The sequence below is a fragment of the Sediminihaliea albiluteola genome (assembly GCF_014077625.1).
Taxonomy (GTDB): domain Bacteria; phylum Pseudomonadota; class Gammaproteobacteria; order Pseudomonadales; family Halieaceae; genus Sediminihaliea; species Sediminihaliea albiluteola.
The window spans coordinates 686722-713681 of record NZ_JACFXU010000013.1 but is presented as its reverse complement, the minus strand read 5'-3'; the positions used below and the strand labels follow the sequence as shown (position 1 = coordinate 713681).

Here is a 26960-nt window from a genome sequence, read left to right as displayed (position 1 = left end):
TTTGCCAGCAAATTGAAGCAAAGTGCCTGCAGGACCCATGACCACTGATCTATTTGCCGCGCAAAGCGATGCTGGCTATCAGCCCCTAGCTGCGCGACTGCGCCCCGACAATCTCGAAGCCTATGCCGGACAATCCCATATCCTAGGCCCCGGTAAGCCACTGCGCCAGGCCATCGACAAGCGCCAGCTGCACTCGATGGTTTTTTGGGGGCCGCCCGGGGTGGGTAAAACCACTTTGGCGCGCATTGTTGCGGCCAATGCCGATGCCCATTTTCTGCAAATCTCGGCGGTGCTCTCTGGGGTTAAAGAAATCCGCGATGCCATTGCTCAGGCCAAGCAACACAAAAGCCATGGCCGCGATACCGTGCTCTTTGTGGACGAGGTACACCGCTTTAATAAATCCCAGCAGGATGCCTTTCTGCCCTACGTCGAAGATGGCACCTTAATATTTATCGGCGCCACTACCGAAAACCCTTCCTTTGAGCTGAATAACGCGCTCTTATCCCGGGCGCGTGTGTATAAGCTCCGCTCCCTAGAGGCAGATGAGCTCTTGGGCGTGCTGCGCCGTGGCCTAGCAGCGCTGGAGCCGTCAGCGACTGCCGATGATGACTGCCTGCACTTGATCGCCCAGCAAGCTGATGGTGACGCCAGGCGAGCATTAAACTTGTTGGAGCTTGCTGCCGATTTAGCTGAAGAGCCCGAAGAGGGTGCTAAGGCTAAGGGCGCTCGTCAGATCACTGAAGAGACATTAGCGGAAGTCTTACAGGCTTCACTGCGCCGCTTCGATAAGGGCGGTGACTTGTTCTATGACCAAATCAGCGCCTTGCACAAAGCCGTACGCGGCAGCTCACCCGATGGCGCCTTGTATTGGTTTTGCCGCATGCTCGATGGCGGCTGTGACCCGCTGTATATCGCTCGGCGCGTGGTGCGTATGGCCAGTGAGGATATTGGCAATGCCGACCCAAGGGCGCTGGGCTTGTGCCTTGATGCCTGGCAGGTACAGGAACGCTTAGGTAGCCCAGAAGGCGAGCTGGCTATCGCGCAAGCCATCACTTACCTGGCCAGCGCCCCCAAAAGTAACGCAGTCTACATAGCTTACAACAAAGCTAGCGCTGAAGTGGCCGCCAGCCCTAGCTACGAAGTGCCCCTGCACTTGCGCAATGCACCGACTCAACTGATGAAAGCGGAAAACTATGGCGCAGAGTATCGCTACGCCCACGATGAGCCAGAGGCCTATGCCGCCGGGGAAAACTATTTACCGGAAGAGCTGCAAGACCGGCAGTACTACCAGCCCGTCGAGCGTGGCCTTGAGCAGAAAATCCGCGCTAAACTGGCTTACCTGAAAGAACTCGATGCCCAAAGCCCCAATAAGCGCTACCCATCATGAAGTATCTTTTGTTTATTGCCCTAGGCGGCGCCGCTGGCTCCACTGCACGCTACTTGGTCTCCACCTGGGTGCACAGCCTCTGGGAAGGCCGCTGGCCTATCGGTACGCTGCTCGTTAACCTGCTGGGCTCATTCGCGATTGGTTTGATTTTTGTGCTTATTGAGCGCCAGCAGATTCACTCAGACTGGCGCGGCGTGTTGATGGTGGGCTTTCTCGGCGCCTTTACCACCTTCTCTACCTTCTCACTGGAGGCGGTGACACTGATCGAAGCAGGGGAATACGCTAACGCCTTGGGCTATATGCTAGCCAGCGCTGTGCTTTGCGTATTAGCCGCGGGCAGCGGGCTCTGGCTTATGCGGAGCTTGCTTTGAACACCACTTGATTAGGCCGAATCGCTAGGGTCCACAGCATACCAAGGACGATGCCCAGGGTATCGGCGACGAAATCCCCCCAACTGGCGCCGCGGGTCGCAATCGGAAACTGCAGCAGCTCAGTAAAGCCGGCGTAGAACACCAGTAGTGCAAAAATCCAGCGCCAATGTAGGCGGTCAAAGAACTGTGCCCGAATCACAAAATAGCTACAGAAGAAAAACAGCAAGGCATGCACTACTTTATCGCTGTTGCTAAATTGCGAGCTGCTCACGACCTGCTTGAGGGAGAGTAAGTCGCTGAGCCAGCGGATAGCGGCTGAGATGATGTCGCCGGGCGTGGCTAGCAGAATCAAAATAGCCAAGGGGGAGAGAATGGCTAATACTTTGTAAAAGCCAAGGGGTAAAGGTTTTAAACGCATAGGCTTATACAGCTTGCCCTATAAATTGTTGCTCAATCACAACTTCATTTTGACGGCCAAGCAGCTCGATTAACAGTGCTGCGCGGTCTTGATTCTTGGCCATCTTATAGACGCCCTGCAGGCCTGCAAAGGGCCCATCAAAAATTTCTACTCGGTCGCCTGGTTTATGCGGCCAAGCATTCGCCTCACTGCCTGCTTCAAGTGCCGCTTGCTGCTGCCGGAGGTAGTTAATTACTGTATCTGGCACTGTGGCCGGCTGCTGGCCGAAGCGTAGTACATCCACCACGCCAATGGTAGAGCGCACCGAGGCAATGGACTGGGTGCCAAGAGCTACCTCAATAAACAAATAGCGCGGGAAGAGGGCGCCGCGCACATCCTGCCACTTACCCCGCACTCGCTTGCGCTGGGTGATCATTGGCAGCAGGGTATTAAAGCCTTGATTGCTGAGCTGATGCTCGGCGACTTGTTCTTTTTGTGGCTTGGTATAGACCACCAGCCAAGTCATACGGGCACCTTGTCTGGGCCAGCATCGAGGCTGCGCCGCGTCTTAAAGATATACATACAGTTAGCAAGGAACAAAACGCAGTAAAGCAGCATGGACAGGGTTTCTGATATCTCACTGATCCATATACCAAATAGCCCAAGCACTAGGCTCAGGCTAAGCAGGGCGGCAGTCACTTGCCGTGCACTGAGCCCGATATCCATCAGGGTGTGATGCAAATGCCGGCGATCCGGCTTCATCGGGTGCAAGCCTGCCCGTAGGCGCAGCAGGACGGTGGTGAGCATATCGATCAAGGGTACCGCCGCTAACCACAAAGCCGCCACCGGCCGGATTAGGGCATCTGGGCCCTAGGATTGGTAAATTAGCACTGCGCAGATGATAAAGCCCAGCAGACTGCTGCCGCTATCACCGAGGAACATCTTGGATAGCAGCTTAGTATTGGGCCCCAAGTTAAATAGCATGAACACCAACAGAGCAATCACCAAGGCGATCAGAGGCATCGGCATCATCGACTGGTGTTGGATGATAAGTGTCACCACAATAGCCAAGGGCACCAAGGCCAAGCCGCTGGCTAAGCCATCTACGCCATCAATCATATTGTAAGCATTGGTCAGCCCCGCAAATGCCAAGGCAGTCAGAGGCACGGCAAACATCAGCAGGGGGATATTGCCAAAGCCCAGCAGGTTGCCCACGTTAGTAATGACTATTCCGCAGAGCACTGCCATCAAGGCCCCGCAGACTAAATGAATGATCAGGCGTAAGATAGCCGAGGCATTGGAGTGGTCGTCAAACAGGCCCACTGCAAACACCGTGCTGTAGAGTATCAGGCCAGTCGTTGCTGTGGGCATATCAAAGAGCAGGGCAGCCGTAGCAAAGGTCAGAAAAATCGCCGGCCCACCAGCCAAGGGAATCAGGCCGTCATGCAGCTTGCGCTGGTCTGGATTGTCCAGCAGCCCCGAGGCATGGCTAGCTTTGAGGGAGAAATAGCTAAAGAATACAGCTAGAACCAGCAGCTCAAGTAGTGGTGGGTTGAAAAGCAAGCCTTACTCCAGTGCTATGGGTTGGACAACATGGACAACATGGACAACATGTAATAATAGCAAGCTCGAGTGGATTGTTTAAGTTACAGAAATGTACTGTTTTTGGAGGGTTGGGTGCTTGACTTGTTAGTTGGATAGAAGCCTGCTGTATTATCTGTCCAGAAGCATAGTGATGAGCTTAAGCTTTAATCAGAGCACATATATGGCTGAATATCAGCAGATCGTGATTGCGCCACAGTAGGTGGTTCCACAAAGAAGAGAACAAAGGAAAAATGGCTGTGACGAAACTCTTCATCACTGGATGGGCTAAGTGAGCTTTCCATTAGTTTCTATAATAGTGCCTTTTTATAATCCAGATGCTTGCTTCTCACAGCTTTTGGAGAGCATTGAAAGCCAAACATACTCCAACATCGAAGTGGTGCTCGTTGATGACGGTTCCCGTGAAGAGTTTAAACGTTTAGCCGTAAATTTCTCGAGGCGCCACCGTAACGCTTTGTTGATAACGCAAAGAAACTCTGGTGTGGCATCGGCAAGGCAGGCAGGTGTTGATGCTGCAAATGGTGAACTGATAATCCATGCTGATTCTGATGACTTGCTTCCCGAAAATGCAATCGAGAGTTTGGTTCGTAGGCAGATGGAAGCTGGTGCAGATATAGTCGTTGGTAGCTATTTGGAACGTACCAAAAGATCGGACTTGATAGTCAATGCGCCTTTAGACGAGTCCTACAAGGGCTTTGTCCAGGGAGTGCTTACTGGAAAGTATCATGCTGGATTATGGAATAAGCTAATTAAAAAGGACTTGTACAATAGCATTCACTTCGAGCCAGGTATCAACTTTATGGAAGATAAGCTATTGTTAGCTAAGATGTTTAGACGGGGTGCATATAAGATCGCTTTCACGCCTGTGCTTACATATATTTACCAACGGCATAAAAATTCGGCTACATCAAGATTTTCATTGGAATCTATTAACTCAGTTAAAAAAGTTACCAATATAATATGTGACATGTATCGTGGCGAGGTACCCGATGCCCTTATTTGCGAGGTCAAGCGTGAATCAAGGGTTTTGGAGTTGCTGCAACTAACTAAACACGGTGTAAACGATTTTAAGCCTGGAGATAGGGCATTAACAAAGTGCAAAGGTTTGTCATTCAATAAGAGGTTGGCGCTATTTTTTCTAAGTGTTCATATGGGGTTTCTCGTGAAATTTTATTATCAACTTGGAAACCTAAGCCGATATGACTAATAACTCGTTAAGTTTTTATAAAAGATTTATCTCAAGCTTGATATCTATTTATTGATTAAAACTAATGATTCAAAAAAGAAGCCTATCAAAGTTACCTTTGGTGTCTGTAATAATTCCTTGTTATAACTCGGAAAAATATCTATCAGAGTGTATTGATAGTGTTCTTTCTCAGGATTATGAAAATATTGAAATCATTGCTGTTGATGATGGATCAACAGATGGAACTCTTAATATTTTAAAGCAGTTTAAAACTATTTATTTTTATACGCAGCCTAATTCTGGTGCTTGCAGCGCAAGAAATAAAGGCTTTATAAGTAGTAGCGGTAAATATATTAAGTTTCTAGATTCGGATGATTTTCTTGAGCCGAACGTGATTTCAAAGCAAGTTGAGTTGTCAGAAGCCTTGAGCGATAAGCATATTGTATATGGAGACTATTATTTATTAAGAGAGGCTAAAAAGAAATATACAAATACCTTTATTGGTGATGGGGATCAAACAGCGCACTTGATAATTAATGACATTTTGACATCGACTCCTCTGCACCGGAGGTCGATGCTTGATCATGTTGGTGGTTTTGATACTAGGTTTCAAAGCAGTCAAGAGTGGAACCTACACATTAGGTTATCATCAGAAGGTTTTATTTTTCATCATCAACCTCTTGCGGTGTTTAACTATAGGATCCACCAATCCCTAGATAGAATATCCATCAAAAGAGAAGGGGCGCTTAATAATCACTTATATGAAGTAACCAAACTAGAAATGACAGAAGAAAAGCTTTCAAAGAAAAGTACAGGTGACGTAAAAGCTGCCCTAGCATTAAAGTATTGGTCGATAGCCGGAAAACAGTATTTGCGAGGGGAGGATTATAAGAGCTATCTAGCCATGGCTAAAGGTCTGTCCAGGGACTATAGAAGATACTGGTCCACCTCATATCGCTTAATTTATGCGCTCTTAGGTTTTCGACTTACTCAAAAAATTATTGATGCGAGAAATCGACTCCTTAATGGTTATAGAAATAAGTATGTATAGTTAATGAGTTAATCCCCCCTCTTTAGGTTGATACTGCAATTTAAAGAACATTCTATTGATAATAGAGCCACGATGTTGGCAAGCTCTTAGCTAAGCCTGTCTTGCTTGTTAGGATGAAAATTTAACAATAAATGATCAAAATAATGACCAATATATCGGCAGGACAGCGAGGGAGTTTATGTCCGAGACAGTGTTCAAGGCTTTTGTCACAAGTTATCTATCTCATTCGACACGATCTCTAATTGCACAGCAAGTTTAGTGGAGTAGAAGTTAATCGAGTAGTTGCATGAGTTGGGCAGTGCATATAATTTATTCGAAGTTTTTTAGCAAAGCAGTGACTAGATTCATATGGTATGGTTTACCTAATATTTCCATAGAATTCAAATTATGTTAGGTACCAATAAACCATTAATCACCTTTGCTCTTTTCGCTTACAATCAGGAAAGGTTTGTCAGGGAAGCAGTTGAGGGCGCACTCGGGCAAGATTATGACAGCTTAGAAATTATTTTGTCGGATGATTGTTCAGGCGATAGAACCTTTGAAGTAATGACAGAGATGGTTGAGAGTTATGCTGGCCCTCACCGTATTATTTTAAATAAAAATGATAGAAACCTTGGAATCGGTGGCCATATTAAGAAGGTCTCTAGCCTTTCCAATGGTGATATAATTGTGATGGCTGCTGGCGACGATATTAGCTCAAGTCAAAGAGTCTCTAGTTTAGCGCAATGTTATGATATTAATACATACGCTGTTTTTTCTGAGGGCTATAGGTTTTGTAGAAATAAAAAAATAATACACCGAAGTTGGATAAAAAATGTATCAATTACACTATCTGATATTGTAAAGGGTGGTGGTGGAGTAGGGACCGGTGCAACATACTCATATAGAAAAGAGTGCTTTAGCCAGCCATGGCTCTATCCAACCGAATTTATAAATGAAGATAGACTTCTCCCTCTACGAGCAATTTTGCTTGGAAGTATTAAATATCTAGCTAAGCCTCTAGTGTTTTGTAGGGTTCATGAAAACAATGTTAGTAGGAAAAGTGACTTTGTTTTAGCCGTCGATAACCCTAAACATATGCTTGAAGTGCTACGCACTTTAAACTTTTATCTCGAAAGTGGCTGCGCTGTTAAAGAAAAGAAAAGAAACATTGGGCGAGCAAAGAATTTAGTAATGTTTGATATAAAAACGTTTAGGCATAAAAAAACATTCACTATAAGAGTGGCCTATTCAATCGGTTTATTCGTCTATATAATTTGTTCCAATATGATAAGAAAATGTTTTATATGTCTCTTCGGGAAGCAGTGATGAGTTTTAAAAATAACTTTGATTTAAATTTTTTAAAAAAAACATGATATCTTAATATCTGTGGTGGCCCAGTGGTGAATTGGACATGGGTTTAATGACGCTGTGAATAACTGCTGGTGCTAGTTATACTTCGGCGGTGCAGTTATTCACTTGATGATTTAGCAGTCTGTTCACTCTCGGTGGACTGTATTGCTTAACCTAATAAGCATTTCTCTTTACCAAAAACAAGGCAGACCAACCATGCATAGCCCCCCAAAATCTTTATAGTGCTAACCTCTTGAACGCTGTGCCTTTAGTTCAGCTATCTTATTAAACTCTCCTCACGATTTGCGCCAATTGCGCTGCAAATCTTGCGCTAGCCTGCATGATTATATGGTTTTGGGCAGAAAATAAATCTATTCTTATTTTTTCTGATATGTCCACCACTGACTCTGAACAGTACCTGAAGGTATTGCGCTTGCTGCAGGATAATCTTGATATCAGCCGTAGCAGATGGTTGGGAGTTAGATATTAGTTTGGGTGTGCTGAACTATATTGCCTGAAGGCCCTGGTGCAAAAGGGCTGGTAAAGGTGGATAGCTTCAGTCGAACTCGAATAAGCTGAAATATAGCTATTTACTCACGTCGAGTGGTTTAAGGCGAAGACGCTGTTGACGGCGCTGCTTTTGATGTGAAAGCTAGTGGAGTATTGGGTGCCAAATGCAAAGGTGATGCCTTAAGCACGGAAGCCCGGTAACAGCAGGAGACTACTGTGTTTTGTTATCGGGTAAAAAAGCTACAACAGCTATAGTCTCTGAGAATGAAAGCATCCGACAAAGGCGTTTGGTATACTATCTAGCGTAATTACAGAGCAATCTGAAACCATTTATCAATAAATGACTGCCTCGGTATAAAGCAGGTAGAGTATATTGATAATTCATTAACGTATTTATAATACAATCTTTAACCAGGAGCATTATGACTATTAATCTTGAATCACTGAGTATTAAAGAGCTTAAAAAACTGCAGGACCAGGCGGCTGCTATGGTTGAGCAAAAGCGGCAAGTTAAAATTGAAGAAGCTCGTGAGCAGGTTCGGCAAATTGCTGACTCGGTGGGTATGTCAGTTGAAGAGTTAATGGGCCTAAAAAAGGCCAGTGGCAAAGCTAAATCGCCACGGCAGAAAGTAGAGCCTAAGTATCGCAACCCTGAAAACCCCTCTGAGACTTGGGCAGGCCGAGGCCGTAAGCCTTTGTGGCTTCAGGCGAAGTTAGATCAAGGGCAGAGCTTGGAAAGCTTTCTTATCTAAGCCACAGCCAGCATAAACTCTATTGGAGTCTTCACAAGGTGCTTGCTCTCTGGCAAGCACCTTTTCATCTATAGTGCTCAGCGCTATTCGCCAGTTTGGGGCTACTTACTGAGCGCGCTGCTACGCCGTGGGTACTAAATTGTCAGGCTCAAACACAATCTAGCCTGAGAAGTGCAGCCTTTCTTCCAAAGCCCTTAACTTTACCTCAAGCGCGCCTCAAGTCTTGTAAAATCGCTCGACATCATTATAGTGTTCAGGTCTTGAACGCGGGGCCTTGCTTTGCGCCATCAAGCTACAATTTTTAACTACACGGCGTCCACTAACTCAGTGCATGTTGTGCGGTAGCCTGCACGATTATCTGGTTTTCGCCAGTAAATAGAACCCATTCTCATCTCTGATATGTCCACCACTGACTCTGAACAGCACCTGAAGGTACTGCGTTTGCTGCAGGATAATCCTGATATCAGCCAGCGGCAGATGGCTCGGGAGTTGGGTATTAGCTTGGGTGGGCTAAACTATTGCCTGAAGGCTTTGGTGCAGAAGGGCTGGGTGAAGATGGATAACTTCAGTCGCAACTCGAATAAGCTGAAGTACAGCTACCTGCTTACACCGAGTGGGGTAAAGGCTAAGACTGTACTTACTGCACGTTTTTTGAAGCGCAAGCTGGCGGAGTATGAGGCGCTGAAGGCGGAGATTGAGGCATTGCAGACGGAAGTAGGGCAGTCAGGCGGTAATGGCTAGGCCTGTATCTACGTTTATACGAATGCTGCACAAGAACAAGCTAGAAGAAGGCAAGTACATCACATGACTTTAGCAATAATCGGCCTTGGCTATGTTGGCCTGCCGCTGGCTTTGGAATTTGGTAAGCAGCGGCCGGTGATCGGCTTTGATATTAATGCTCAGCGTATCGCTCAGTTGCAAGCTGGGAACGATCTCACTCAGGAAGTCAGTTCTGATGAACTTAGCCAAGCATCACAGTTAAGTTTTAGCTCAGATCCTGACGATCTGCGTCAGGCAACTATTTATATCGTCACGGTGCCTTCTCCTATCGATCGCCACAAACAGCCGGACTTACGTCCATTACGCGCGGCGAGTGAGACGATTGGCAAGGTACTTAAGCAGGGCGATATTGTGGTGTACGAGTCCACGGTCTATCCCGGTTGTACGGAAGAGGAGTGCGTGCCGGTACTGGAGCGGGTATCTGGCCTTACCTTCAACCAAGACTTCTTTGCCGGTTACAGTCCCGAGCGCATCAACCCAGGTGACAAGGTGCACCGGGTGACTAATATCATGAAGGTTACCGCCGGCTCTACTCACGAGGTAGCCGAGACTGTAGATCAGCTCTATGCCAGTATTGTCATTGCTGGCACCCACAAGGCCAGCAGTATTCGCGTGGCTGAGGCGGCTAAAGTAATTGAAAATACTCAGCGTGACTTGAACATCGCCTTAGTAAATGAGTTAGCGATGATCTTTAGCAAGCTTGGCATCGACACTGAAGAAGTGCTTCAAGCTGCAGGCACTAAGTGGAACTTTCTACCCTTTAGGCCAGGACTGGTGGGCGGTCATTGTATTGGGGTCGATCCTTACTACTTAACTCACAAGGCCGAGGCCATTGGTTACCACCCAGATGTAATTTTGGCAGGACGGCGTATTAACGATGGCATGGGCAAGTTTGTCGCCAGCGAGCTGGTTAAGGCCATGCTAAACCAAGAGTTGCCAGTGAAAGGCTCTCGAGTATTGGTACTCGGCCTGACCTTTAAGGAAAACTGCCCAGATCTGCGCAACACTCGAGTTGTAGATGTGATCGAAGAGCTACGAGCTTACAACGTTGAAGTTGATGTGTACGTCCCCTGGGCGAATCCGCAAGACGCGGAAGCGGAATACGGCATCAAGCTTATCGAAGAGCCAGATCAGGGTATTTATGAAGGTATCCTATTAGCCGTGGCCCACGAGCAGTTCAGAGCGATGGGAGCCGTAGGTATACGAGCTTTAGGTAGGACAGATCACGTGTTATACGACCTAAAGTACCTGTTGCCGGCTGAGGCATCTGACCTTCGGCTTTAAGAGAAATTAATTCGATGGCTTTGAATTTACAAGATAGCCAACATGTTTTAAAAGCAAAGTTAACCGGCTACTGAATTATAGAGCTTTCTGGTTTTATCCGGTTTAGTATCTTATAAGTTATGTTAAAACAGAGTCGAAAAGTGGCAGGATTAAATAAAAATCGTGAGTCTGACAGGGCTTGTTAGCTGATCTACATCATTTTAAACTGTCAATTATGACTACTGGTAAGACTTAATTAATTTTGTATTTAATGTGATCGACTTAGACAATCAGCAGAAAACGATCTACAGATAATTATTCACGTCGCGAAACTTATAAAGATAAGCCTTTTATATGCTGATGTTGAGAAGAAAAAAGATTGATTATTAAGAGCTCATTAGTTAAAAGCTTTTTTGGGTTAGGCGCAGTTAGGCTTCTTTCTATCCCATTGAGCTTAATGACCAGTGTTATTCTGGCTCGTGAGTTGGGGCCTGAAAGTTTTGGTCAATATTCATTTATAATGTCGTTAGTCGCCATCATAGTTTTGCCGGTTTCAGCCGGTTTGCCTCAGTTGTTAACAAGAGAGATAGCTGCATATTTGAACCAAAAAAACTGGGCACTCTATCGTGGTGTATTGCATACAGCACATTTATGGGTATTGATATCTTCCTTAGCCATTATTGGCCTATACTTTTTAATTAATACAACTACAAGTGTAATTCCAGAAGAAAATAAATGGAAGCTACTCAGTATTGCAATATTTATGATTTTATTTCAGGGGCTAGGGGCGATTAGAGATGGTGCAATTAAGGGTTTAGGGAAGCCTATATTTTCAGAAACCCCAAGCCAGTTGATCCAACCTATTCTAGTAATTATCACTTATTTTATATTATCTAGTCTTAACCTTCTTAATGTTAAAACAGCAATTATGAGCCAAGTGTTAATTGCTGGTGTCGTATTTTTAATAGCAAGTTGGATCTTTTATTGTCTACAACCATTAGAAAAAAAGTTTTCATCGGCGAAATATAAGCTAAAAGCATGGGTTCCAGCTTTGATACCTTTTACACTATTGGCTTTGGTTGGCACATTTAATTCACAGATTGGCATTGTTGTTTTAGGCTTGTTAAGTTCGGATGATCAAATAGCTGCCCTAAGAATAGCTGATCGAGGTGCAACCTTTGTTGCCTTATCGCTTTCGCTCGTCAATATTATAATCGCACCTCATATTGTACGATCGTTTCAGTCAAAAGATAGAAATGGATTGCAAAGGCTTGCCAAGCAGTCAGCAAGAGGAGCCTTTTGTATTGCTTTGCCAATATGCTTCATTCTAATATTAGCAGGTGAAAGGTTGATCGATATAGTATTTGGCGCCGACTATGCCCCTATGTCTTATTATCCAATGATTATCTTAGCTCTTGCTCAATTAATTAATGTGTTTTTTGGGTCTGTGGGGTATTTGCTTTCGATGAGTGGTTACGCTAATGATGCTTTAAAAGGTCATATTATTGGTTTATTATCTAACATCATTTTGTGTGGTTTATTGATACCTCAATATGGGGCTCTAGGTGCGGCAATTGGTATTAGTGTAAGTGTTTTGATCTGGAATTGTGTTTTGTCGTATTTAGTTTACATAAGACTTAATGTGATTTCCTTAGTTTTATAATTTTGATTAAGTAGCGAAGCAGGCAATGAAATTGAGTTATCTAAACAAGATTAATGCTAAATTAAATGATGCTTATCAGAATAAAATAATTTACCCATTTACAAAGGCTTCAAATTCTAAGAGGTTTATTTTTATACATATTCCCAAAGCTGCGGGAACATCTATTCGATATGCTTTGGGTGAGCCAGAAGCTGGAAGAAAGCATTTGCCTTGGTGGGTCTATAAAACAGCTAACCCGAATAAATATAATAAATATTATAAATTTTCTTTTATCAGGAACCCTGTCGATAGATTGGTTTCAGGATATACATATTTGCGAAATGGCGGTAATAAGCAAGCTGATGACATGCTCGTCGCAAATTACTTGAGAAAGTATAAAAACTTTGAATCTTTTGTGGAGCAGGAGATACTTTCAGGGTTTATGACAAATCATCATATATTTAGACCGCAAAGTTGGTATCTTTGTGATTGGTCTGGAGATATAAAAGTAGATTTTTTAGGAAGTTATGAAAATATTGATGAAGACTTTAAGTTTGTGGCTGATAAGCTTGGTATTAAAAGTGTATTACCACATGTGAATAAATCTATTGCTAAGTTAGAGTCTAGTTTTAGTGAGGATACAATTGGAATTATTGAAAAAGTTTACTATCAGGATTATATATTGATAGATAGATTATAAATTAAGGGATTAGTGTGAGAAGTATAATAGTAACATTAACAACGACCTCAAAGCGTCTATCTTTGTGTAGAGCGACAATTTTTTCTTTGGTCACACAAGAAGTATCACCCACCAAGGTTGTTTTGAATATTTCTGAAGAGCCATATTTAAGAGATGACGGTATCAACTACAGCGACAGCGAATTGCTCTCTATTTTAACGAAAGGTTTTGACTCCTATCATAAGGAAATGGTTGAAATAAGAAGGGTAAGAAATACAGGACCGTACCGTAAACTTATGCCAACACTTAAAAACGCTTATGGCTCTGATATTATTGTTACTGCTGATGATGATATTTTATATGGAAGTAATTGGCTTGGAAAACTGCTAGAAGACTTTGACCCAACTAAAAAAGTTATTCATGCTGCTAGGGTGAGGGGTCAAAAGAAAAACTCCCTTAATATGCTGACGGGATATGTTTTTTGGCCTATTGTTACAAAAAAAAAGTTGATGGATGGTGATTGGATTGTTACATATGGTGGTGGTGCTGTTCTTTGTAGAAACTGGTTCTCTCATGAATTAATTGATAATTTTGACTATTTAAAAGTAGCACCAACTGCAGACGATCTATGGTATTCAAAAATATGTAAATTGAGTGCTTTAAAAGTCTTGGTTGTACCTGACGCTTTAGAAGAAATTAATTTCATTCACCACAATGATGGTTTAGGAAATTACAATTGGCCTATTGTAAAAGGAGTTTTAGCTAGGCTTAAATATCATATTCTTGATAAGCCTCTTAATTATTATAAATTAGTACGAATTGGAAATGATATTGCTTATGATTCTATCGAAAATTACTTCTTAAATAAAGATTAACATCAATAACAAAAAAGCACTAACGACAGAGAACATACTTTCTTAAGAAGGTAATTGTTTAGAAGTTACGAACCATTTTTGGTCGATCTTAGCGATTCATTGAATAACAGCTCATGACTTAGTTGCTTCGATTGTTGCGCTATTATTAATGTTGAGTCAACCAAAAATGAATCTACGGACGATAAATTGTAAGGCTAAGTTACTTGTAACGACCCAGTGAATAACTGCACATGGTAAATTCGCCACGATTGTGGAGATTTACAATGATTCAAGATCCTGAAATCAGGTGATGGACAGCAACGCGTAAGGCTGAGTTAATAAAGCAAGTTTACCGTGGATAGACAGCTGTCCCGAAAATAGCTAGGGAATATGATCTCACACATGCTGAGATCGAGAGCTCAGTGAGCGATATTGTGGCAGACATGGGAAACGCACTGAGGTGTAATCCTATAGGCATTGCCGAACAATACGAGAAGCAACTCAGTGAGCTCAGATCAAAGAGGCTTACTGAGATGCTCTCCTGTAACTCAAGTTCATAAGAAAGCTGTAACGCCATCTCGACTCGAACAAGTAGTCGTAGTTCGTATTGCGGCTGGTAAATTGGAATAAAAAACTATAGCACAAATCAACAAACCTAGTACACGCGTGTAAATGTCCCGTCGAACTCTTACAATCAAACTGTCAAAAAAAAGCGGAAGGTTAATAAGTTTCTGACACTGTTTATATGCGAAGTGATCTAATCATTGCTCTGGGCGAGCTATCAAAATGTTCTTTGGCTGCACGGTGAAAACAAGAATATAGCTAAACGACTTTTACAGTTCAAATTCTGCCCTCACTGCACCTCATCCCGTTAAGCCTCTGTCAGCCAATATTACACTTGTAGAGTGGGCTGACTTGGATCAAAGATCAGAATGTTAAAAAATATGATGAAAGAAAATTTTAAAGTGTATAACGTTTTTACATCCTTAGATTTTGGCGGGGTGGAGAGTCGTGCTGTTATAATTAGTCGAAACTCTCAAACTAGTGTAGTTAAATATTTATTTCTGGCCGTTTATCAAGGTGGTGATGCCGCAAAAAAAATTAAACTAGAAGGCAATGAAGTGATTTTGTTAAATCAGAAGCCTACGATACCGTCACCTAAAGTCATATTATCTTTATATAGAGAGTTCAAAAAGATCCGCCCAGATATTGTACATACACGAGGAGCTGAAGCTAACTTTCATGGCTTAATAGCTGCCTGGCTAGCTGGAGTGCCTGTCCGTATCGGCGAGGAAATAGGCATACCTAATCATAGTTTTAGAGCTAAATTGTTATTTAAGTTATGTTACCTATTTGCTAATAAAGTTGTTGGTATATCTGATGCAGTGACTAATTGGCTTATTGAAACTGGCGAAGTTCCTGTACACAAGGCGATAAGAGTTTACAATCCAGTCGCTATTCCTGAAGCCCGGTGCGTGGAAGATATACCCTCGGGTAGGTTTAGAATTGGTTTTGTAGGACGGTTGGAGCCAGTAAAAAACCCTTTAGCTTTAGTTGAAGCATTAGCTATTCTAGTAAACGAAGGTACAGATGCTGAATTGTGCTTTGTTGGTGATGGTAGCCAGAAAAATCCGCTTATAGAGTTAGCATCAGGACTAGGTCTTAGTGAACGAGTTATTTTTCATGGTTTCCAAGATAATCCTGCACATTTTGTACGTCAGTGCCATCTTTACGTGCAGCCCTCCATTTCAGAAGGATTTGGTTTAGCTCTAGTAGAAGCTATGGGGTGTGCAGTTCCTGTGCTTGCCACTGCTGTTGGCGGCGCACCTGAAATAATCCGCGATGGAGAAACAGGTTGGTTAGTAGATAAAACTGATTCAGTAACCCTAGCTAGTAAGTTAATTAAACTATCCAGCTTGCCAGGGAGTAAATTGATTGAGGTTGGTATTCGAGGGCGTGAGTCAGTTAAAGATCGTTTCGATCCAGCGTCATATATGGTAGAGCTAGAAAAGCTTTATATAAGTGAACTAGAAAAGGTCAAGCGTTGAATATTCTTTTTGTTACTTGGGATGGCCCTCAGTCATCTTATTTGGAGGGGCTTTTTCTTCCAATTTTTAAGAAGCTAAATGAAGTTGGTTTCCACTTTCATGTCCTACAGTTTACTTGGGCTGATAAAACAATTATTTCAACAAGAAAAAAAGCAAGTCTTGAGGCTGGCTGCAGTTATGAGTCTATATCAATTCTTAGAAAACCTGTGGCATTAGGTAGTTTATTCACCGCAATAACAGGGTGCCGTCATATTCGGAAAGCTATTCTTAAGAATAATATTGATATGGTCTTACCCCGTAGTAACTTGCCAGCATTAAGTACGTTGCTTGCTTTGCGGGGGCTCAAGACTAAGTTTGTATTTGATAGTGATGGTTTAGCATTAGATGAGAGAGTCGATTTCGCGGGGCTTTCTCCTTCAGGTCCTATCTATAGATTGCTACGCGATATTGAAGCCCAGGCAGTACGGCGAGCAGATACAGTCCTGGTTCGATCTACAAAAGCTGCTGATATTCTTTTAGCTCGAGCAGGTGCAGGTACAAGCCAAGAAAAGTTCTATGCAGTTACTAATGGTCGAGATATGTCATTATTTAATCCGGGAACGCAGGATACCCGTGCGAGTACGCGTGAGAGTTTAGGTATTGAGATTAATGTCCCGCTTTTAGTCTATGCTGGCTCTATTGGGCCTCAGTATTGCGTCACTGCAATGCTTCATCTTTTCGAGCTTGTGCTTGAGAAGCAACCAACCGCACATTTCTTAATTTTAACTGGTTCGCCAGAGATCATTCATCAAGAGTTGGAGAATTGGTCGCATTTAATTGAAAGCATTACTATAAAAAGTTTCGCTGCAAATGAGGTGCCAGCTTATCTTGCTTGTGCGGATTTAGGCCTAGCATTTAGAAAGACTAGCTTTTCTATGCAGGGCGTAGCTCCAATTAAACTTGGTGAGTATCTTTTATGCGGATTACCATTGGTCGCTACTAATGGAATAGGTGATACTGACTCAATAGATAAGAAGGCTGGCTTCTTGTTAGAGTTTTTGGATGAGCATGAACTGAGAAGTGTGGCTAATTGGTTCGTTGACCAGGTTTTACCTTATCGTGCCAGCTTACGTGAACACTGCCGTGAAATTGGTGAAGCTAATTTTTCCCTACAAGCCAGCGCTGACAGCTATCACAGAGCTTTATCTCATATATCTATGGATTAACTTGGTCAGTTTTTTTGATATGTTGAGTTATTTAGGCAGCTCTCCAACACGTATGGGTGAAATACTTGGTAGCGGTTTACCAGTTGTAGCCAATGAAGGTGTGGGAGATGTGGCTCAGATAATTCGAAGTCATAAAGTCGGTGTTATAGTTGATGGCCCCAAGCCTGAACAAATGATGAAGGCTCTAAGAGAGCTAGATGATTTATTAAATGATTCGGATCTCCCATCCCGCTGTCGGAGAGCTGCGGAGGAGATATTCTCACTTCATACTGGTACTAAGGCTTATCACAAGCTATACGATGATATTTTAAGTGCTAAACAACGCTGATGCCTTTCTTTTGATTTACTTCGCCTTTAACTCCTTGTGGGATTGAGTTTTGAATGTAATCCTATTTTCAAAGTACTCCCGTATGGGGGCTAGTAGTCGCTTACGCTCTCTACAGTATCTACCTGCTCTGGAGCAAGCTGGTATTACATTTGCTTCTCATAAATGCTAATTGACATCATTGCCAGTGCTCGCCCCAATTTCATCAAGGTGGCAGCCATTATCAAGGCAATATAAGCTCACGAAGCCAATGTTGGGTCTCTGCGCTTACGATCTGTTCATATAGGTCAGCACTTCAACTCGCCTTCGAGCAGTTGGGGATTCCACAGCCGGATAAGAACTTAGAAGTGGGCTCAGGGACCTAGGCAGAACAGGCCGGCGCGATTATGACTCGTTATGAACAGCTTCTGCTTGAGGCGCCAACACAGTTGTGCCTGGTGGTGGGGGAAGTTACTTCGACAGTTGCTTGTGCTATTGCAACCCAATAGCTCTTTATTCCAGTGGTACAGGTGGAGGTGGGTATTCGCTCAGGTGACTGGAGTATTCCTGAAGAGATCAACCGAATGGTGACCAATAGCATCACTAATTGCTTCTACACTACCAGTGAGGTGGCCAACGAGAATCTACGCAAAGTGGGGTAGTGGATGAGCGAATCTTTTTCGTAGGCAATACGATGATTGATACTTTGCTGGTCAATATGCCGCGCTTACAAAAGCCTGAGTTTTTGACCCCTAGGTTTGCAGGCTGGTGAGTATATTTTGATCACGCTACATCGCCCGTCCAATGTTGATAGGAGTGACAGTTTTGCTCAACCTTTAGCTGCTATTAATGAGTCGGCTCGTGATTTACCAGTGGTATTTCAGTTCATCCTCGGACAGCAAAAACTCTGCCTAATCTGGGTGAGGTGCCTACGAAATTTTCAGCTTGTGGATCCACAGCCCTACTTGGAGTTCAATTACTTGGTCAGAAAGGCCGTATGGTGATCACTGACTCTGGAGGCATCACTGAGGAAACTACTGTGATGGGGGCCCTGTCGGACGCTGCGCGATAATACCGAGCGCCCTGAAACCATCACCATGGGCACCAATGAGCTGATCGGTACCAATCCTGTGCTGCTATCAAGCCAGCTGGAAATTGGTATCAACCCTCCACTGTGGGATGACAAGACTATGGAACGCATTGTGGCCCATCTTGAGCGATTGCTCATTGAGTGATTTAACACAGTCTGTCTCATCTTAGTGGTAAGGTCACCATTCTAATAGCTATTATTTTCTACCAATGTCTGGTCTATCAAGCCCAAAATAGAGCGAGGCATCTCTTGTATTCCATCCTGTTGCCATAGGCAGTACAACCCTCTACTCAAACGGAGGCTTAAAAAACGGGGGATTACAAATGAAGGCATCCCGCAAAGTCGTTTGGTATAATATCTGGTGTTACTAGAGCGCAATTCAGAACCACTTGTCAATAATGGAATTCAACGAAATAAAGCAGGCAGAATATATTGATAACTCATTAATATATTTAACATTCAATCAAAAATCAGGAGCCCTATGACTATTCATCTCGAATCACTGAGTATTAAAGAGCTTAAAAAAACCGCAGGCTCAGGCTGCTGCGATGGTCGAATAAAAGTGGCAAATCAAAATTAAAGAAGCTCGTGAGCAGGATGATAAAATTGCTTATTCGGTGAGTATGTCAGTAATAGAGTTAATGGGCCTGAAAAAAGCCAGTAGCATAAAGTTAGATTGCTACGGCAGAAGAAAGTTGAGCCTAAGTGTCGTAACCCTGATAAGACCTCAGGGGCCTGGTCAGGCCGAGGCCGCAAGTCTTTGTGGCTTAAGGCGTAATTAGGGATATAGCTCATATCATTGAGGATATATCACGTTGGAGTTTTAGCTAAGAGACGGTCTAAAAAAGACCTGGATCAGGTATTTAAAAAGCTGTCCATATTAATGAAAGACCCAGAGCTAAGTGATCGTTGTAGAAGAGTAGCAGAAGATATTTTCTCACTGGAGAGTGGTACTGATTCCTACAGAGCTGTTTATCGACACATATTAGATAATTAATAGTTCATTAGGACTCAACTCCTCAAGTTTGAGCTGCTTTCATTTAAATAGTCCATAATCTATCGTAGTCGCCGGGCCGAATGTGAATCCAATAACCATATTTACTTTACGTGATTTAACTTCTTCTGGAGGAGGATCAATTAGGATTAACAGCTTAATTGATATACTTAAAGAAAATCGGAAAGTCACAGTAATTTCAAACACCCAATATTTGACAGGAATAAATCACCATCACATAGGAATAGCATTTTCATCATTCGATAAAAGGGTGCTTCAGTTCACATTAACCTTTTTACCTTTATTCGTTACGACACTGTTATTTAGTACAAAACTTAAAGCCATTGAAAATATACTTAATAATAGACTACAGAAAGAAAGTGATCTTGTTTTTTGTGAATATCTTGATAATAGCTTAGGTTATTATTTTTTCAAAAAGGCTTAATAGATTCGTATATAAATGATATTCATGGCGTATCAACCCTGGAACTAAAATACAAAAGATTTAATAGCGTAATAATAAAAATTCTGTCGTTATTTGTCGCAAAAAAACACGACGAAAAGGTTCTTTCTGCAGCTAGTGGACACATCTTTGCATCAAAAGCAATGAAGGGTTATTTTAATGAAAGTTATACTACTTTTAAAAATAAAACCGCATTTGTAATTCCCAATGCAGCTAATGCCAGATGCTTGAGTTCGAAGTTTGATCCAGTTTATTATGAGGAGATTATTTCTCTTTATAAAATTGACACTGAAAAACCTATTGTATTTTTTGCGGGTGGTTATAAGGATATTGGTGGCGTTCATGATCTTATTTATGTCTTTTCAAAATTAAGAAAACAGATCACTGGCATACAACTTGTTTTAATTGGTGATGGGTTCAATCAAGTTTCTGTTGATACTCTTGTTGACGAACTAAATATAAAAGAAAGTGTGATCCAGTTAGGCAGGCAACCCTATGAAAAGCTATACACCCTTCAGTAGATGGCCAATGTGGTCGTTTGTCCTGATAAAAACAATGAATATTCTAATTTAATTGTACACCTAAAATATTTTGATTCGGTTGCTTCGAATAGACCACTAGTTTGCGCGGGGTTCGACTCTGTGAAAGAAATTAATGTTATAGGAAATTTCGCTCGTCTATATAAACCCTCGGATCTTGATGATATGGAGAATCAAATTCGTTATTGTTTAGAAAATAATAGTATGTTGTTAGATAGTAGTCGATACAATAGGCAAATCATGGCTGAAACACTTACTTACAGAAATTTTAAAGACCAAATCTTATCAATAAGTTTGAAGAGAACTGTAGTATGAGGATTGCATTACTAGGCGACATAGGCATATTCGGTCGCTTTGCTCAAATGAGTGACGAGCAATTTACTGAATATTATCGTGAGTATTTAAATATAATCCATGACTGCGATTTTGTTGTAGGTAATCTAGAGGTTCCTTTCTCAAAGGAAAGGAAGGAATTTAGAGAAAAGTCAGCGTGTATTTTTTCAGATGAAAAAGACATATTTAAATTAAAATCATTGCAATTAACCCATGTGAATTTAGCCAATAATCATACTGGTGATTATGGTGAAGAAGGGTATGACCTGACAATAGATCTTTTAGAAAACCTAGGTATTGAATACTTTGGAGTTGCTAATAAACAAGCATTTATAGAGTTCGGTAATTCCAAGATTGCTCTCTCTGGTTATTGTAACATGGATTAAAATCCAGTTTATCTTTATATGCATGATGATATTGGGGAAAAAGGGGTAAATGTAGCATGCGTACCAGAGATAGAGTCCGCCTTATCTAAAAATCACGCGGATGGATTCTTAAATATACTGTCATTTCATAGTGGACTGGAGCATGTCCATTTGCCCGGTAAAATGGACTATCTATTTGCTAGGAGAATCTCAAAAAAGGTCCCTTATATCCACTATGGCCATCATCCCCACGTGCCCCAATCCTACGAAACTATTGATGACTCTCACATTTTTTATAGCCTTGGAAACTTTTGTTTTGATGATGTATACAGTCAAGTCTCTTCCCAGCCTTTAGTAACAATGTCAGAGCAGAATAAAATATGTTTAATCCCAATTTTAAATATCACAAACAATCTAGTACACAAGGTTGAATTGTTTTGGTTCAAAATTGGAGATATTGCTTTTGAATTATTAACTCCTGAAAAAGATAACTTTATAACTACTGTACGAAATAGCTTAGTTGATAGAGCATTAGATGACTTCATTAAGGAACGCAGCGAAATTCTCAAAAGACATAAGAAAAAACGAACGGCAAGTCGAGATTTGGAATGGTATCTTAAAAGATTAAATATTCATTATCTAAAGCTAGCACTCAATTCAAGGCGCAACGCAAAGTTATATAGATCAAATTTCGTCAATTATTTAAAGGCATAACTTGAACAAGTATTTCAAGATGCTCCCAGGTTGGGTGCAAAGTCTAATTATATCTATCTATAACACCTATCAGTATAAGGTACGTCATGGAGGGCAGTACAAGCAGCTCCGTGCAGTATACAAAAGTTTTGATAAGCTCGATAAGCCGGAATGGTCAAAATTACAGCAAGATAAATTAGAAAAATTTTTACTGTTTGCAACAAGCAATTCGGCTTGGTACGCAGGTTGCAAGAACAAGTTGCTTTCTGAGTTTCCCATCTTAGAAAAAGAAGATTTAATCAATTATTTAGATAAAATTCAGACTATAACCGATTCAAAGGGGCTGGTTAGCTACACCGGAGGTACTACTGGTGCCTCGATGAAAGTGGTCTACACAAAAAAGGACATTCAAGAAAGGTATGCTATTTTAGATAATTTTCGCTCCCTTCACGGTTATGAGTTAGGAAAAAGAACAGCTTGGTTTAGTGGTAAAGATTTAGTTACGCAAAAAGATGTCGATAGCGGTATTTGTTTTAGAGACGATTGGATCAATAAAATTCGTTTTTTTTCAACTTTCCATATAAATGAAAAAAACTTTGTTACTTACTGGAATGCCTTATGTGACTTTAAGCCTGAGTTTATTGTTGGGTTTCCTTCTAGTGTTTTTTTAATTTGTAAAATGGCTAAGGAACGTGGAGCAACTTACCCAGGTCTGGTCAAAGTTTTTTTTCCAACAGCAGAAACTGTATTAGCTGAACATCGAGCAGTTATAGAAGAAGTTTTGGGTTGTAATTTGAGGGATCAATATGCTTCGTCTGAGGGTGCTCCATTCATTTTAGAGTGTAAGGAATCAAATAAACATATCCATCCTTTAACTGGTATATTTGAAGTTGTAGATGATGATTTTAATCCTTGCATTAGGGGGCAGCTATTGGTTACTTCTTTTACAACGCATGGTACCCCTTTAATCCGTTATAAGATCGGTGATAGTGTTGCTCTTTCATCGAGACAACATTGTTCTTGCGGTAGTACATTTCCCATTGTTGATTCCATTGATGGAAGATCAAATGATTTTCTAGTTTCACCTGAGTATGGTCAAGTGAATTTGGGAAATATAAGTAACTCGACAAAAGGTGTTGATGGAATAATTTGTTTTCAAATTGTTCAGCGCACGTTAGACGAGATTGAAATATTTGTTGTACCTGGTCCTAAATTTAACTCCTTTCAAAAAGAAAAATTTATTTCAGCTCTTCGAGCAAGGATGGGAGCTGAAGTTCGCTTTGTATTTAACCTTGTAAAATCAATACCCACTGAGAAAAGTGGAAAGTTTCGTATAGTGAAAAATCTTATTGATTAGGAAGGTTTTATATGCATGTATACTGGTTTTTGTTTGTTTTGGCACTGTTATCCGTTTATACCGAAAAAGATAGGATATACAATGGCAAAAAAATTAAAATTGGAGACTTTTCACCTGTTTATGCAGTAACTCTTTTCCTAATTTTTATCTTGGTTGGTTTTCGACATGAGGTTGGTGGTGATTGGTTTTCTTATTTAGATGCTTATGAAAGAATGGATATTGCATCATTTCGCGATGTCCTCACTATGAGTGACCCAGGTTATAGGTTACTAAACTACTTGTCATATAATCTTGGCTTTGGCATTTACGGTGTTAACTTGGTTTGTGGTTTACTGTTCTTGCTTGGCTTAAATAGTTTTTGTCAGATGCAACCTCGCCCATCACTTGCGTTGCTCGCTGCTATACCTTATTTAGTGATCGTAATATCCATGGGATATACTAGGCAGTCAGTTGCAATTGGTTTGTCCATGTTGGCTTTTTATTTCTTGATTCATAGAGGGCTTTTGGGCTTCATTACATCCATCGTTATTGCCTCATTGTTTCATAAAACAGCCATAATTTTGATACCAGTAGCTTTATTGATGAATACAAAGCACAAAATATTTAGAGCTTTTTTGTTGCTAGTTCTATCTTTACTATTATATTTCACATTGTTAAGTGATTCTGTTGACGCGCTATATAAAAACTACGTTTTATCAGAGTATCATTCAACAGGTGCACTAATACGTGTCCTTATGTGCTTTTTCCCTGCAATATTTTTTTTGACCTTCAAGAATAAATTTAAAATTAAGAGTAGTGAATACAAAATGATGCTTTTGTTTTCATATGCTTCAGTTGTATGTCTATTCTTGCTATTAGTTTCTCCGGCCACTACTGCAATTGATCGTATAGCGCTTTACCTATTGCCTTTGCAGCTTTTTGTTATATCACATATTCCGCGTGCATTAGGTGGCAGCCGGTTCAAAGGTTTTCTTATTTATATACTTGTTTTATATTGCTTTTTTGTACAGTTCACTTGGTTGTTTGCCGGGCGTGTTTCATATGCTTGGATTCCTTATAAGTTCTACCCCTTTGAAGTGTTATGAATAGAATGAACTTACAGGTAGCACCTGAAAAGATACAATTATAATTTTTGGTTTTTTGAGGGGCTTACTTTTGACCGTTTCGGTAGTAAATATAACGATTAAGCATAATTTAATTACGTTATCAGCAAATACTTCTTGGTACCTTTACAACTTTCGTGCATCAACTATAGGTCGCTTGTTAGCCGAAGGCTATCGCGTAGTCTGTCTATCACCAGAGGATGATTATAGCGCCCGTTTACCAGAATTAGGCTGTGAATGGCAGCCTATACGTATGGACAATCAGGGATCTAACCCAATTAAAGATATCGGTCTGGTTGTTCAATTTTGGCGACATTACCGTCGTTTACGCCCAGTTGCTGCATTACACTTCACTATTAAAAACAACGTATATGGCACTTGGGCTGCCCGTATTCTTGGTATTCCAGTTATAAATAATGTGTCTGGTTTAGGGACTGCATTCATCCGAACGGGCCCTGTCGCCTGGATTGTGCGATTACTCTATAAAACCAGCCAGCCTTTAGCACAGCGAGTTTTCTGCCAAAATGCGGAAGATATGCAACTTCTGATCAATAATAATCTTGTGCCAAACGATCGCCTTGTACTTTTGCCTGGGTCAGGGGTAAACCTAGAGCGTTTTAATCCAGTAATACGTCAGGCTAACCATGGTCCCTTCCGTTTCCTTTATGCCGGCCGAATGCTGGCTGACAAAGGTCTGCATGAGCTAGTTGAGGCGATAACACAGCTCCATCTTGGTGGTGAAAAAGCTGTGCTGTGGCTATGTGGCTTTGCAGGCGTTAGCAATGTGTCTGCCATTACAGAGTCTCAATTAGAGAGTTGGGCTAATGAGCCTTTTATTGAATGGTTAGGTCCCACAGATGCAATGGAGGAGGTGCTTGCACAGGTTGATTGTGTGGTGCTGCCATCTTACCGGGAGGGTTTGCCTCGTTCTTTGTTAGAGGCCGGCGCCATGGGCCTACCATCAGTAGCTACTGATGTGCCGGGTTGTCGCCATGTGATCACTGATGGTGAGAATGGTTTTCTTTGTGAAGCTCGCAGCGTCGAGTCTTTGGTTCAGGCCTTGACAAAAATGCTCCATTTACCTGTTCATGAGCGAGAAGCTATGGGGGGAGCGGCACGTAAGAATGTTGAGGAAAACTTTAGTGAACAAGTGGTTGTGGATGCTACTTTAAAAGCTATCCGTGAGGTAAGTAAGCACTAATTAAAAACAGAAACGAGCAGGCTTTATCTGGATATCATTTTTTAAGCCTCTACTATCCAGTAGGGGCTTTAATCTTTACATTCTGTACCTTGGCCTAAGCAAAGCATTACAATAGCCGCCATTTTGTAACAAGCAGACGGGAAATAGATCAATGTTGGACATAAAAGCCATTCGGCAGCGGCCCCAGGAAGTTGCCGAGCAATTGGCGCGGCGTGGTGTGGCTTTTGATGTGGCGGCTTTTGAGGCGCTAGATGCTCGCCGTAAGCAAGCTGATGTGGATAGCCAGGCGCTGCAGGCTGAGCGTAAAAGTGCCTCCAAGCAAATAGGCAAGCTAGTTGGGCAGGGTGTTAGCGTGGAAGACGCTAAGGCCCAGGTCAACGAGGTGCTGGAGAAAATTGCGGCCCAATTAGATCAGCTGACCTCAGAGGCCGATGCGATTCAGCAAGAGCTGAATAACTGGCTGATGGAGTTGCCCAATATTCCAGCGGAAGATGTGCCAGATGGCTCCAGTGAAGACGATAACCTTGAAGTCTCGCGCTGGGGTGAGCCTGCTGAGTTTGCTTTTGAAGCGAAAGATCATGTGGCCTTGGGCGAAGGCCTGAGCCATTTGGATGCGGAAACTGCAGGCAAGATTACCGGCTCACGCTTTACAGTGATGTACGGGCCACTGGCCCGCCTGCAGCGTGCGCTCACGCAATTTATGCTGAACCTGCATATTGAGCAGCACGGCTACCAAGAAATCTATGTGCCTTATATGGTCAACAGTGATTCCTTGCGTGGTACTGGGCAGTTACCTAAGTTTGAAGAAGACCTGTTTAAGCTGGAAGGTGACTCTGAGTATTACTTGATTCCCACGGCCGAAGTGCCTGTCACCAATGTGGCGCGAGCTCGTATTTTTGAGGATAAAGAACTTGGCGAGCAGGGCATACGTTTTGTCTGCCACAGCCCCTGTTTTCGCAGTGAGGCGGGCAGTTATGGCCGCGATACCCGAGGTATGATTCGTCAGCATCAGTTTGAGAAGGTGGAACTGGTGCATTTAGCGCGGCCACAGCAATCTGAAGCTGCACTGGAAGCGCTCACTGGCCATGCTGAAAAAGTGCTGCAGTTGCTTGAGCTGCCCTATCGCAAGGTGGTGCTTTGCACTGGCGATATCGGTTTTTCTGCCCGTAAAACTTATGACCTAGAAGTGTGGTTGCCGGGACAGTCTGCTTATCGCGAGATATCTAGTTGCTCACTCTTTGGTGACTTTCAGGCGCGGCGCATGAAGGCGCGTTGGCGCAACCCGGAAACTGGCAAGCCAGAATTATTGCACACTTTGAATGGTTCGGGGCTAGCAGTAGGGCGCACACTGGTTGCAGTAATGGAAAACTACCAACGAGAAGATGGCAGCATTGCAGTGCCTGAGGTGCTACAACCCTATATGGGTGGCTTAAAAGAACTTAAGCCTGAAGTGGCTTAA

The 26960-nt window shown here is 42.3% G+C and carries 24 protein-coding genes and 2 pseudogenes; 22 read left to right on the top strand and 4 right to left on the bottom strand.

Annotated features, from left to right (window positions below; all coding sequences use genetic code 11):
• Nucleotides 1–37 precede the first annotated feature (37 nt).
• Nucleotides 38–1387, top strand: coding sequence for a replication-associated recombination protein A (locus H2508_RS04195; RefSeq protein ID WP_182169136.1), 1350 nt, complete (start codon nt 38–40; stop codon nt 1385–1387).
• Nucleotides 1384–1758, top strand: a complete 375-nt coding sequence (crcB, locus tag H2508_RS04190) for a fluoride efflux transporter CrcB (RefSeq protein WP_182169134.1) — start codon at nt 1384–1386, stop codon at nt 1756–1758. Before H2508_RS04195 ends, crcB begins: the two co-directional genes overlap by 4 nt.
• Here crcB and H2508_RS04185 read toward each other — a convergent pair.
• Genes H2508_RS04185 through H2508_RS04170 form a run of 4 tightly spaced genes read right to left on the bottom strand, consistent with a single transcriptional unit; the run spans nt 1739 to nt 3718 of the window.
• Nucleotides 1739–2176 (bottom strand): VanZ family protein, encoded by a 438-nt coding sequence (locus H2508_RS04185; protein WP_182169132.1) that lies wholly within the window; start codon nt 2174–2176, stop codon nt 1739–1741. The two genes, crcB and H2508_RS04185, sit on opposite strands and share 20 nt — an antisense overlap.
• Nucleotides 2177–2180: 4 nt before the next feature.
• Nucleotides 2181–2681: a transcription/translation regulatory transformer protein RfaH gene (gene rfaH, locus H2508_RS04180; protein WP_182169130.1), complete on the bottom strand. Its 501-nt coding sequence runs from the start codon at nt 2679–2681 to the stop codon at nt 2181–2183.
• The gene (locus H2508_RS04175; protein WP_182169128.1) at nt 2678–2971 is read right to left on the bottom strand and encodes a hypothetical protein; all 294 of its coding nucleotides are present in this window, start codon (nt 2969–2971) and stop codon (nt 2678–2680) included. Before H2508_RS04175 ends, rfaH begins: the two co-directional genes overlap by 4 nt.
• A gap of 54 nt (nt 2972–3025) precedes the next feature.
• A complete protein-coding gene (locus H2508_RS04170; RefSeq protein WP_182169126.1) occupies nt 3026–3718 on the bottom strand; it encodes a glycosyltransferase family 4 protein in 693 nt (230 codons plus the stop codon).
• Between the two features lie 310 nt (nt 3719–4028).
• On the opposite strand from H2508_RS04170, the gene H2508_RS04165 reads away from it, so the two are divergent.
• From H2508_RS04165 to serS, 20 genes and pseudogenes are all read left to right on the top strand, one after another.
• Nucleotides 4029–4964, top strand: a complete 936-nt coding sequence (locus H2508_RS04165; RefSeq protein WP_182169124.1) for a glycosyltransferase family 2 protein — start codon at nt 4029–4031, stop codon at nt 4962–4964.
• A gap of 64 nt (nt 4965–5028) precedes the next feature.
• Nucleotides 5029–5994: a glycosyltransferase family 2 protein gene (locus H2508_RS04160; protein ID WP_182169122.1), complete on the top strand. Its 966-nt coding sequence runs from the start codon at nt 5029–5031 to the stop codon at nt 5992–5994.
• A gap of 387 nt (nt 5995–6381) precedes the next feature.
• A complete protein-coding gene (locus H2508_RS04155) occupies nt 6382–7302 on the top strand; it encodes a glycosyltransferase family 2 protein (protein WP_182169120.1) in 921 nt (306 codons plus the stop codon).
• Nucleotides 7303–8258: 956 nt separating this feature from the next.
• Complete coding sequence (locus H2508_RS04150; protein ID WP_182169118.1) at nt 8259–8588, top strand: H-NS histone family protein; 330 nt, start codon at nt 8259–8261, stop codon at nt 8586–8588.
• A 399-nt stretch (nt 8589–8987) separates the two neighbouring features.
• Nucleotides 8988–9329, top strand: a complete 342-nt coding sequence (locus H2508_RS04145; protein ID WP_182169116.1) for a MarR family EPS-associated transcriptional regulator — start codon at nt 8988–8990, stop codon at nt 9327–9329.
• 63 nt (nt 9330–9392) lie between these two features.
• Nucleotides 9393–10652, top strand: coding sequence for a Vi polysaccharide biosynthesis UDP-N-acetylglucosamine C-6 dehydrogenase TviB (gene tviB, locus H2508_RS04140; protein ID WP_182169114.1), 1260 nt, complete (start codon nt 9393–9395; stop codon nt 10650–10652).
• Between the two features lie 358 nt (nt 10653–11010).
• The gene (locus H2508_RS04135; RefSeq protein ID WP_182169112.1) at nt 11011–12294 is read left to right on the top strand and encodes a flippase; all 1284 of its coding nucleotides are present in this window, start codon (nt 11011–11013) and stop codon (nt 12292–12294) included.
• A gap of 25 nt (nt 12295–12319) precedes the next feature.
• Complete coding sequence (locus H2508_RS04130; protein WP_182169110.1) at nt 12320–12973, top strand: sulfotransferase family 2 domain-containing protein; 654 nt, start codon at nt 12320–12322, stop codon at nt 12971–12973.
• A 14-nt stretch (nt 12974–12987) separates the two neighbouring features.
• Entirely contained in the window at nt 12988–13827 is an 840-nt protein-coding gene (locus H2508_RS04125) for a glycosyltransferase (protein WP_182169108.1), read from the top strand.
• Between the two features lie 911 nt (nt 13828–14738).
• The gene (locus H2508_RS04120) at nt 14739–15854 is read left to right on the top strand and encodes a glycosyltransferase (RefSeq protein WP_182169106.1); all 1116 of its coding nucleotides are present in this window, start codon (nt 14739–14741) and stop codon (nt 15852–15854) included.
• Nucleotides 15851–17059, top strand: a complete 1209-nt coding sequence (locus H2508_RS04115) for a glycosyltransferase (RefSeq protein WP_182169104.1) — start codon at nt 15851–15853, stop codon at nt 17057–17059. The genes H2508_RS04120 and H2508_RS04115 overlap by 4 nt, the downstream gene beginning before the upstream one ends.
• Before the next feature lies 1 nt (nt 17060).
• Nucleotides 17061–17387 carry a glycosyltransferase gene (locus tag H2508_RS04110; protein ID WP_182169102.1) on the top strand — a complete coding sequence of 109 codons (327 nt, stop codon included), beginning with the start codon at nt 17061–17063 and terminating at the stop codon, nt 17385–17387.
• A 497-nt stretch (nt 17388–17884) separates the two neighbouring features.
• Nucleotides 17885–18367: pseudogene (locus H2508_RS15295) on the top strand (UDP-N-acetylglucosamine 2-epimerase).
• A gap of 93 nt (nt 18368–18460) precedes the next feature.
• Nucleotides 18461–18598 carry a hypothetical protein gene (locus tag H2508_RS14865; protein ID WP_220463575.1) on the top strand — a complete coding sequence of 46 codons (138 nt, stop codon included), beginning with the start codon at nt 18461–18463 and terminating at the stop codon, nt 18596–18598.
• A 1455-nt stretch (nt 18599–20053) separates the two neighbouring features.
• Entirely contained in the window at nt 20054–20431 is a 378-nt protein-coding gene (locus H2508_RS04095; protein WP_182169100.1) for a glycosyltransferase, read from the top strand.
• 329 nt (nt 20432–20760) lie between these two features.
• Nucleotides 20761–21861: pseudogene (locus H2508_RS14970) on the top strand (CapA family protein).
• A gap of 1 nt (nt 21862) precedes the next feature.
• Nucleotides 21863–23197 (top strand): phenylacetate--CoA ligase family protein, encoded by a 1335-nt coding sequence (locus H2508_RS04075; protein ID WP_220463574.1) that lies wholly within the window; start codon nt 21863–21865, stop codon nt 23195–23197.
• An 11-nt stretch (nt 23198–23208) separates the two neighbouring features.
• A complete protein-coding gene (locus tag H2508_RS04070) occupies nt 23209–24282 on the top strand; it encodes an EpsG family protein (protein WP_182169096.1) in 1074 nt (357 codons plus the stop codon).
• 70 nt (nt 24283–24352) lie between these two features.
• Complete coding sequence (locus H2508_RS04065) at nt 24353–25501, top strand: glycosyltransferase family 4 protein (protein ID WP_220463573.1); 1149 nt, start codon at nt 24353–24355, stop codon at nt 25499–25501.
• A 151-nt stretch (nt 25502–25652) separates the two neighbouring features.
• The gene (serS, locus tag H2508_RS04060) at nt 25653–26960 is read left to right on the top strand and encodes a serine--tRNA ligase (protein ID WP_182169094.1); all 1308 of its coding nucleotides are present in this window, start codon (nt 25653–25655) and stop codon (nt 26958–26960) included.

Bases quoted from the DNA above. Each gene is read 5' to 3' on its own strand.
- H2508_RS04195 (WP_182169136.1), top strand. From the start codon at position 38: ATGACCACTGATCTATTTGCCGCGCAAAGCGATGCTGGCTATCAGCCC.
- crcB (WP_182169134.1), top strand. From the start codon at position 1,384: ATGAAGTATCTTTTGTTTATTGCCCTAGGCGGCGCCGCTGGCTCCACT.
- H2508_RS04185 (WP_182169132.1), bottom strand. From the start codon at position 2,176: ATGCGTTTAAAACCTTTACCCCTTGGCTTTTACAAAGTATTAGCCATT.
- rfaH (WP_182169130.1), bottom strand. From the start codon at position 2,681: ATGACTTGGCTGGTGGTCTATACCAAGCCACAAAAAGAACAAGTCGCC.
- H2508_RS04160 (WP_182169122.1), top strand. From the start codon at position 5,029: ATGATTCAAAAAAGAAGCCTATCAAAGTTACCTTTGGTGTCTGTAATA.
- H2508_RS04155 (WP_182169120.1), top strand. From the start codon at position 6,382: ATGTTAGGTACCAATAAACCATTAATCACCTTTGCTCTTTTCGCTTAC.
- H2508_RS04150 (WP_182169118.1), top strand. From the start codon at position 8,259: ATGACTATTAATCTTGAATCACTGAGTATTAAAGAGCTTAAAAAACTG.
- H2508_RS04145 (WP_182169116.1), top strand. From the start codon at position 8,988: ATGTCCACCACTGACTCTGAACAGCACCTGAAGGTACTGCGTTTGCTG.
- tviB (WP_182169114.1), top strand. From the start codon at position 9,393: ATGACTTTAGCAATAATCGGCCTTGGCTATGTTGGCCTGCCGCTGGCT.
- H2508_RS04130 (WP_182169110.1), top strand. From the start codon at position 12,320: ATGAAATTGAGTTATCTAAACAAGATTAATGCTAAATTAAATGATGCT.
- H2508_RS04120 (WP_182169106.1), top strand. From the start codon at position 14,739: ATGTTAAAAAATATGATGAAAGAAAATTTTAAAGTGTATAACGTTTTT.
- H2508_RS14865 (WP_220463575.1), top strand. From the start codon at position 18,461: ATGGGCACCAATGAGCTGATCGGTACCAATCCTGTGCTGCTATCAAGC.
- H2508_RS04095 (WP_182169100.1), top strand. From the start codon at position 20,054: ATGAAGGGTTATTTTAATGAAAGTTATACTACTTTTAAAAATAAAACC.
- H2508_RS04070 (WP_182169096.1), top strand. From the start codon at position 23,209: ATGCATGTATACTGGTTTTTGTTTGTTTTGGCACTGTTATCCGTTTAT.
- serS (WP_182169094.1), top strand. From the start codon at position 25,653: ATGTTGGACATAAAAGCCATTCGGCAGCGGCCCCAGGAAGTTGCCGAG.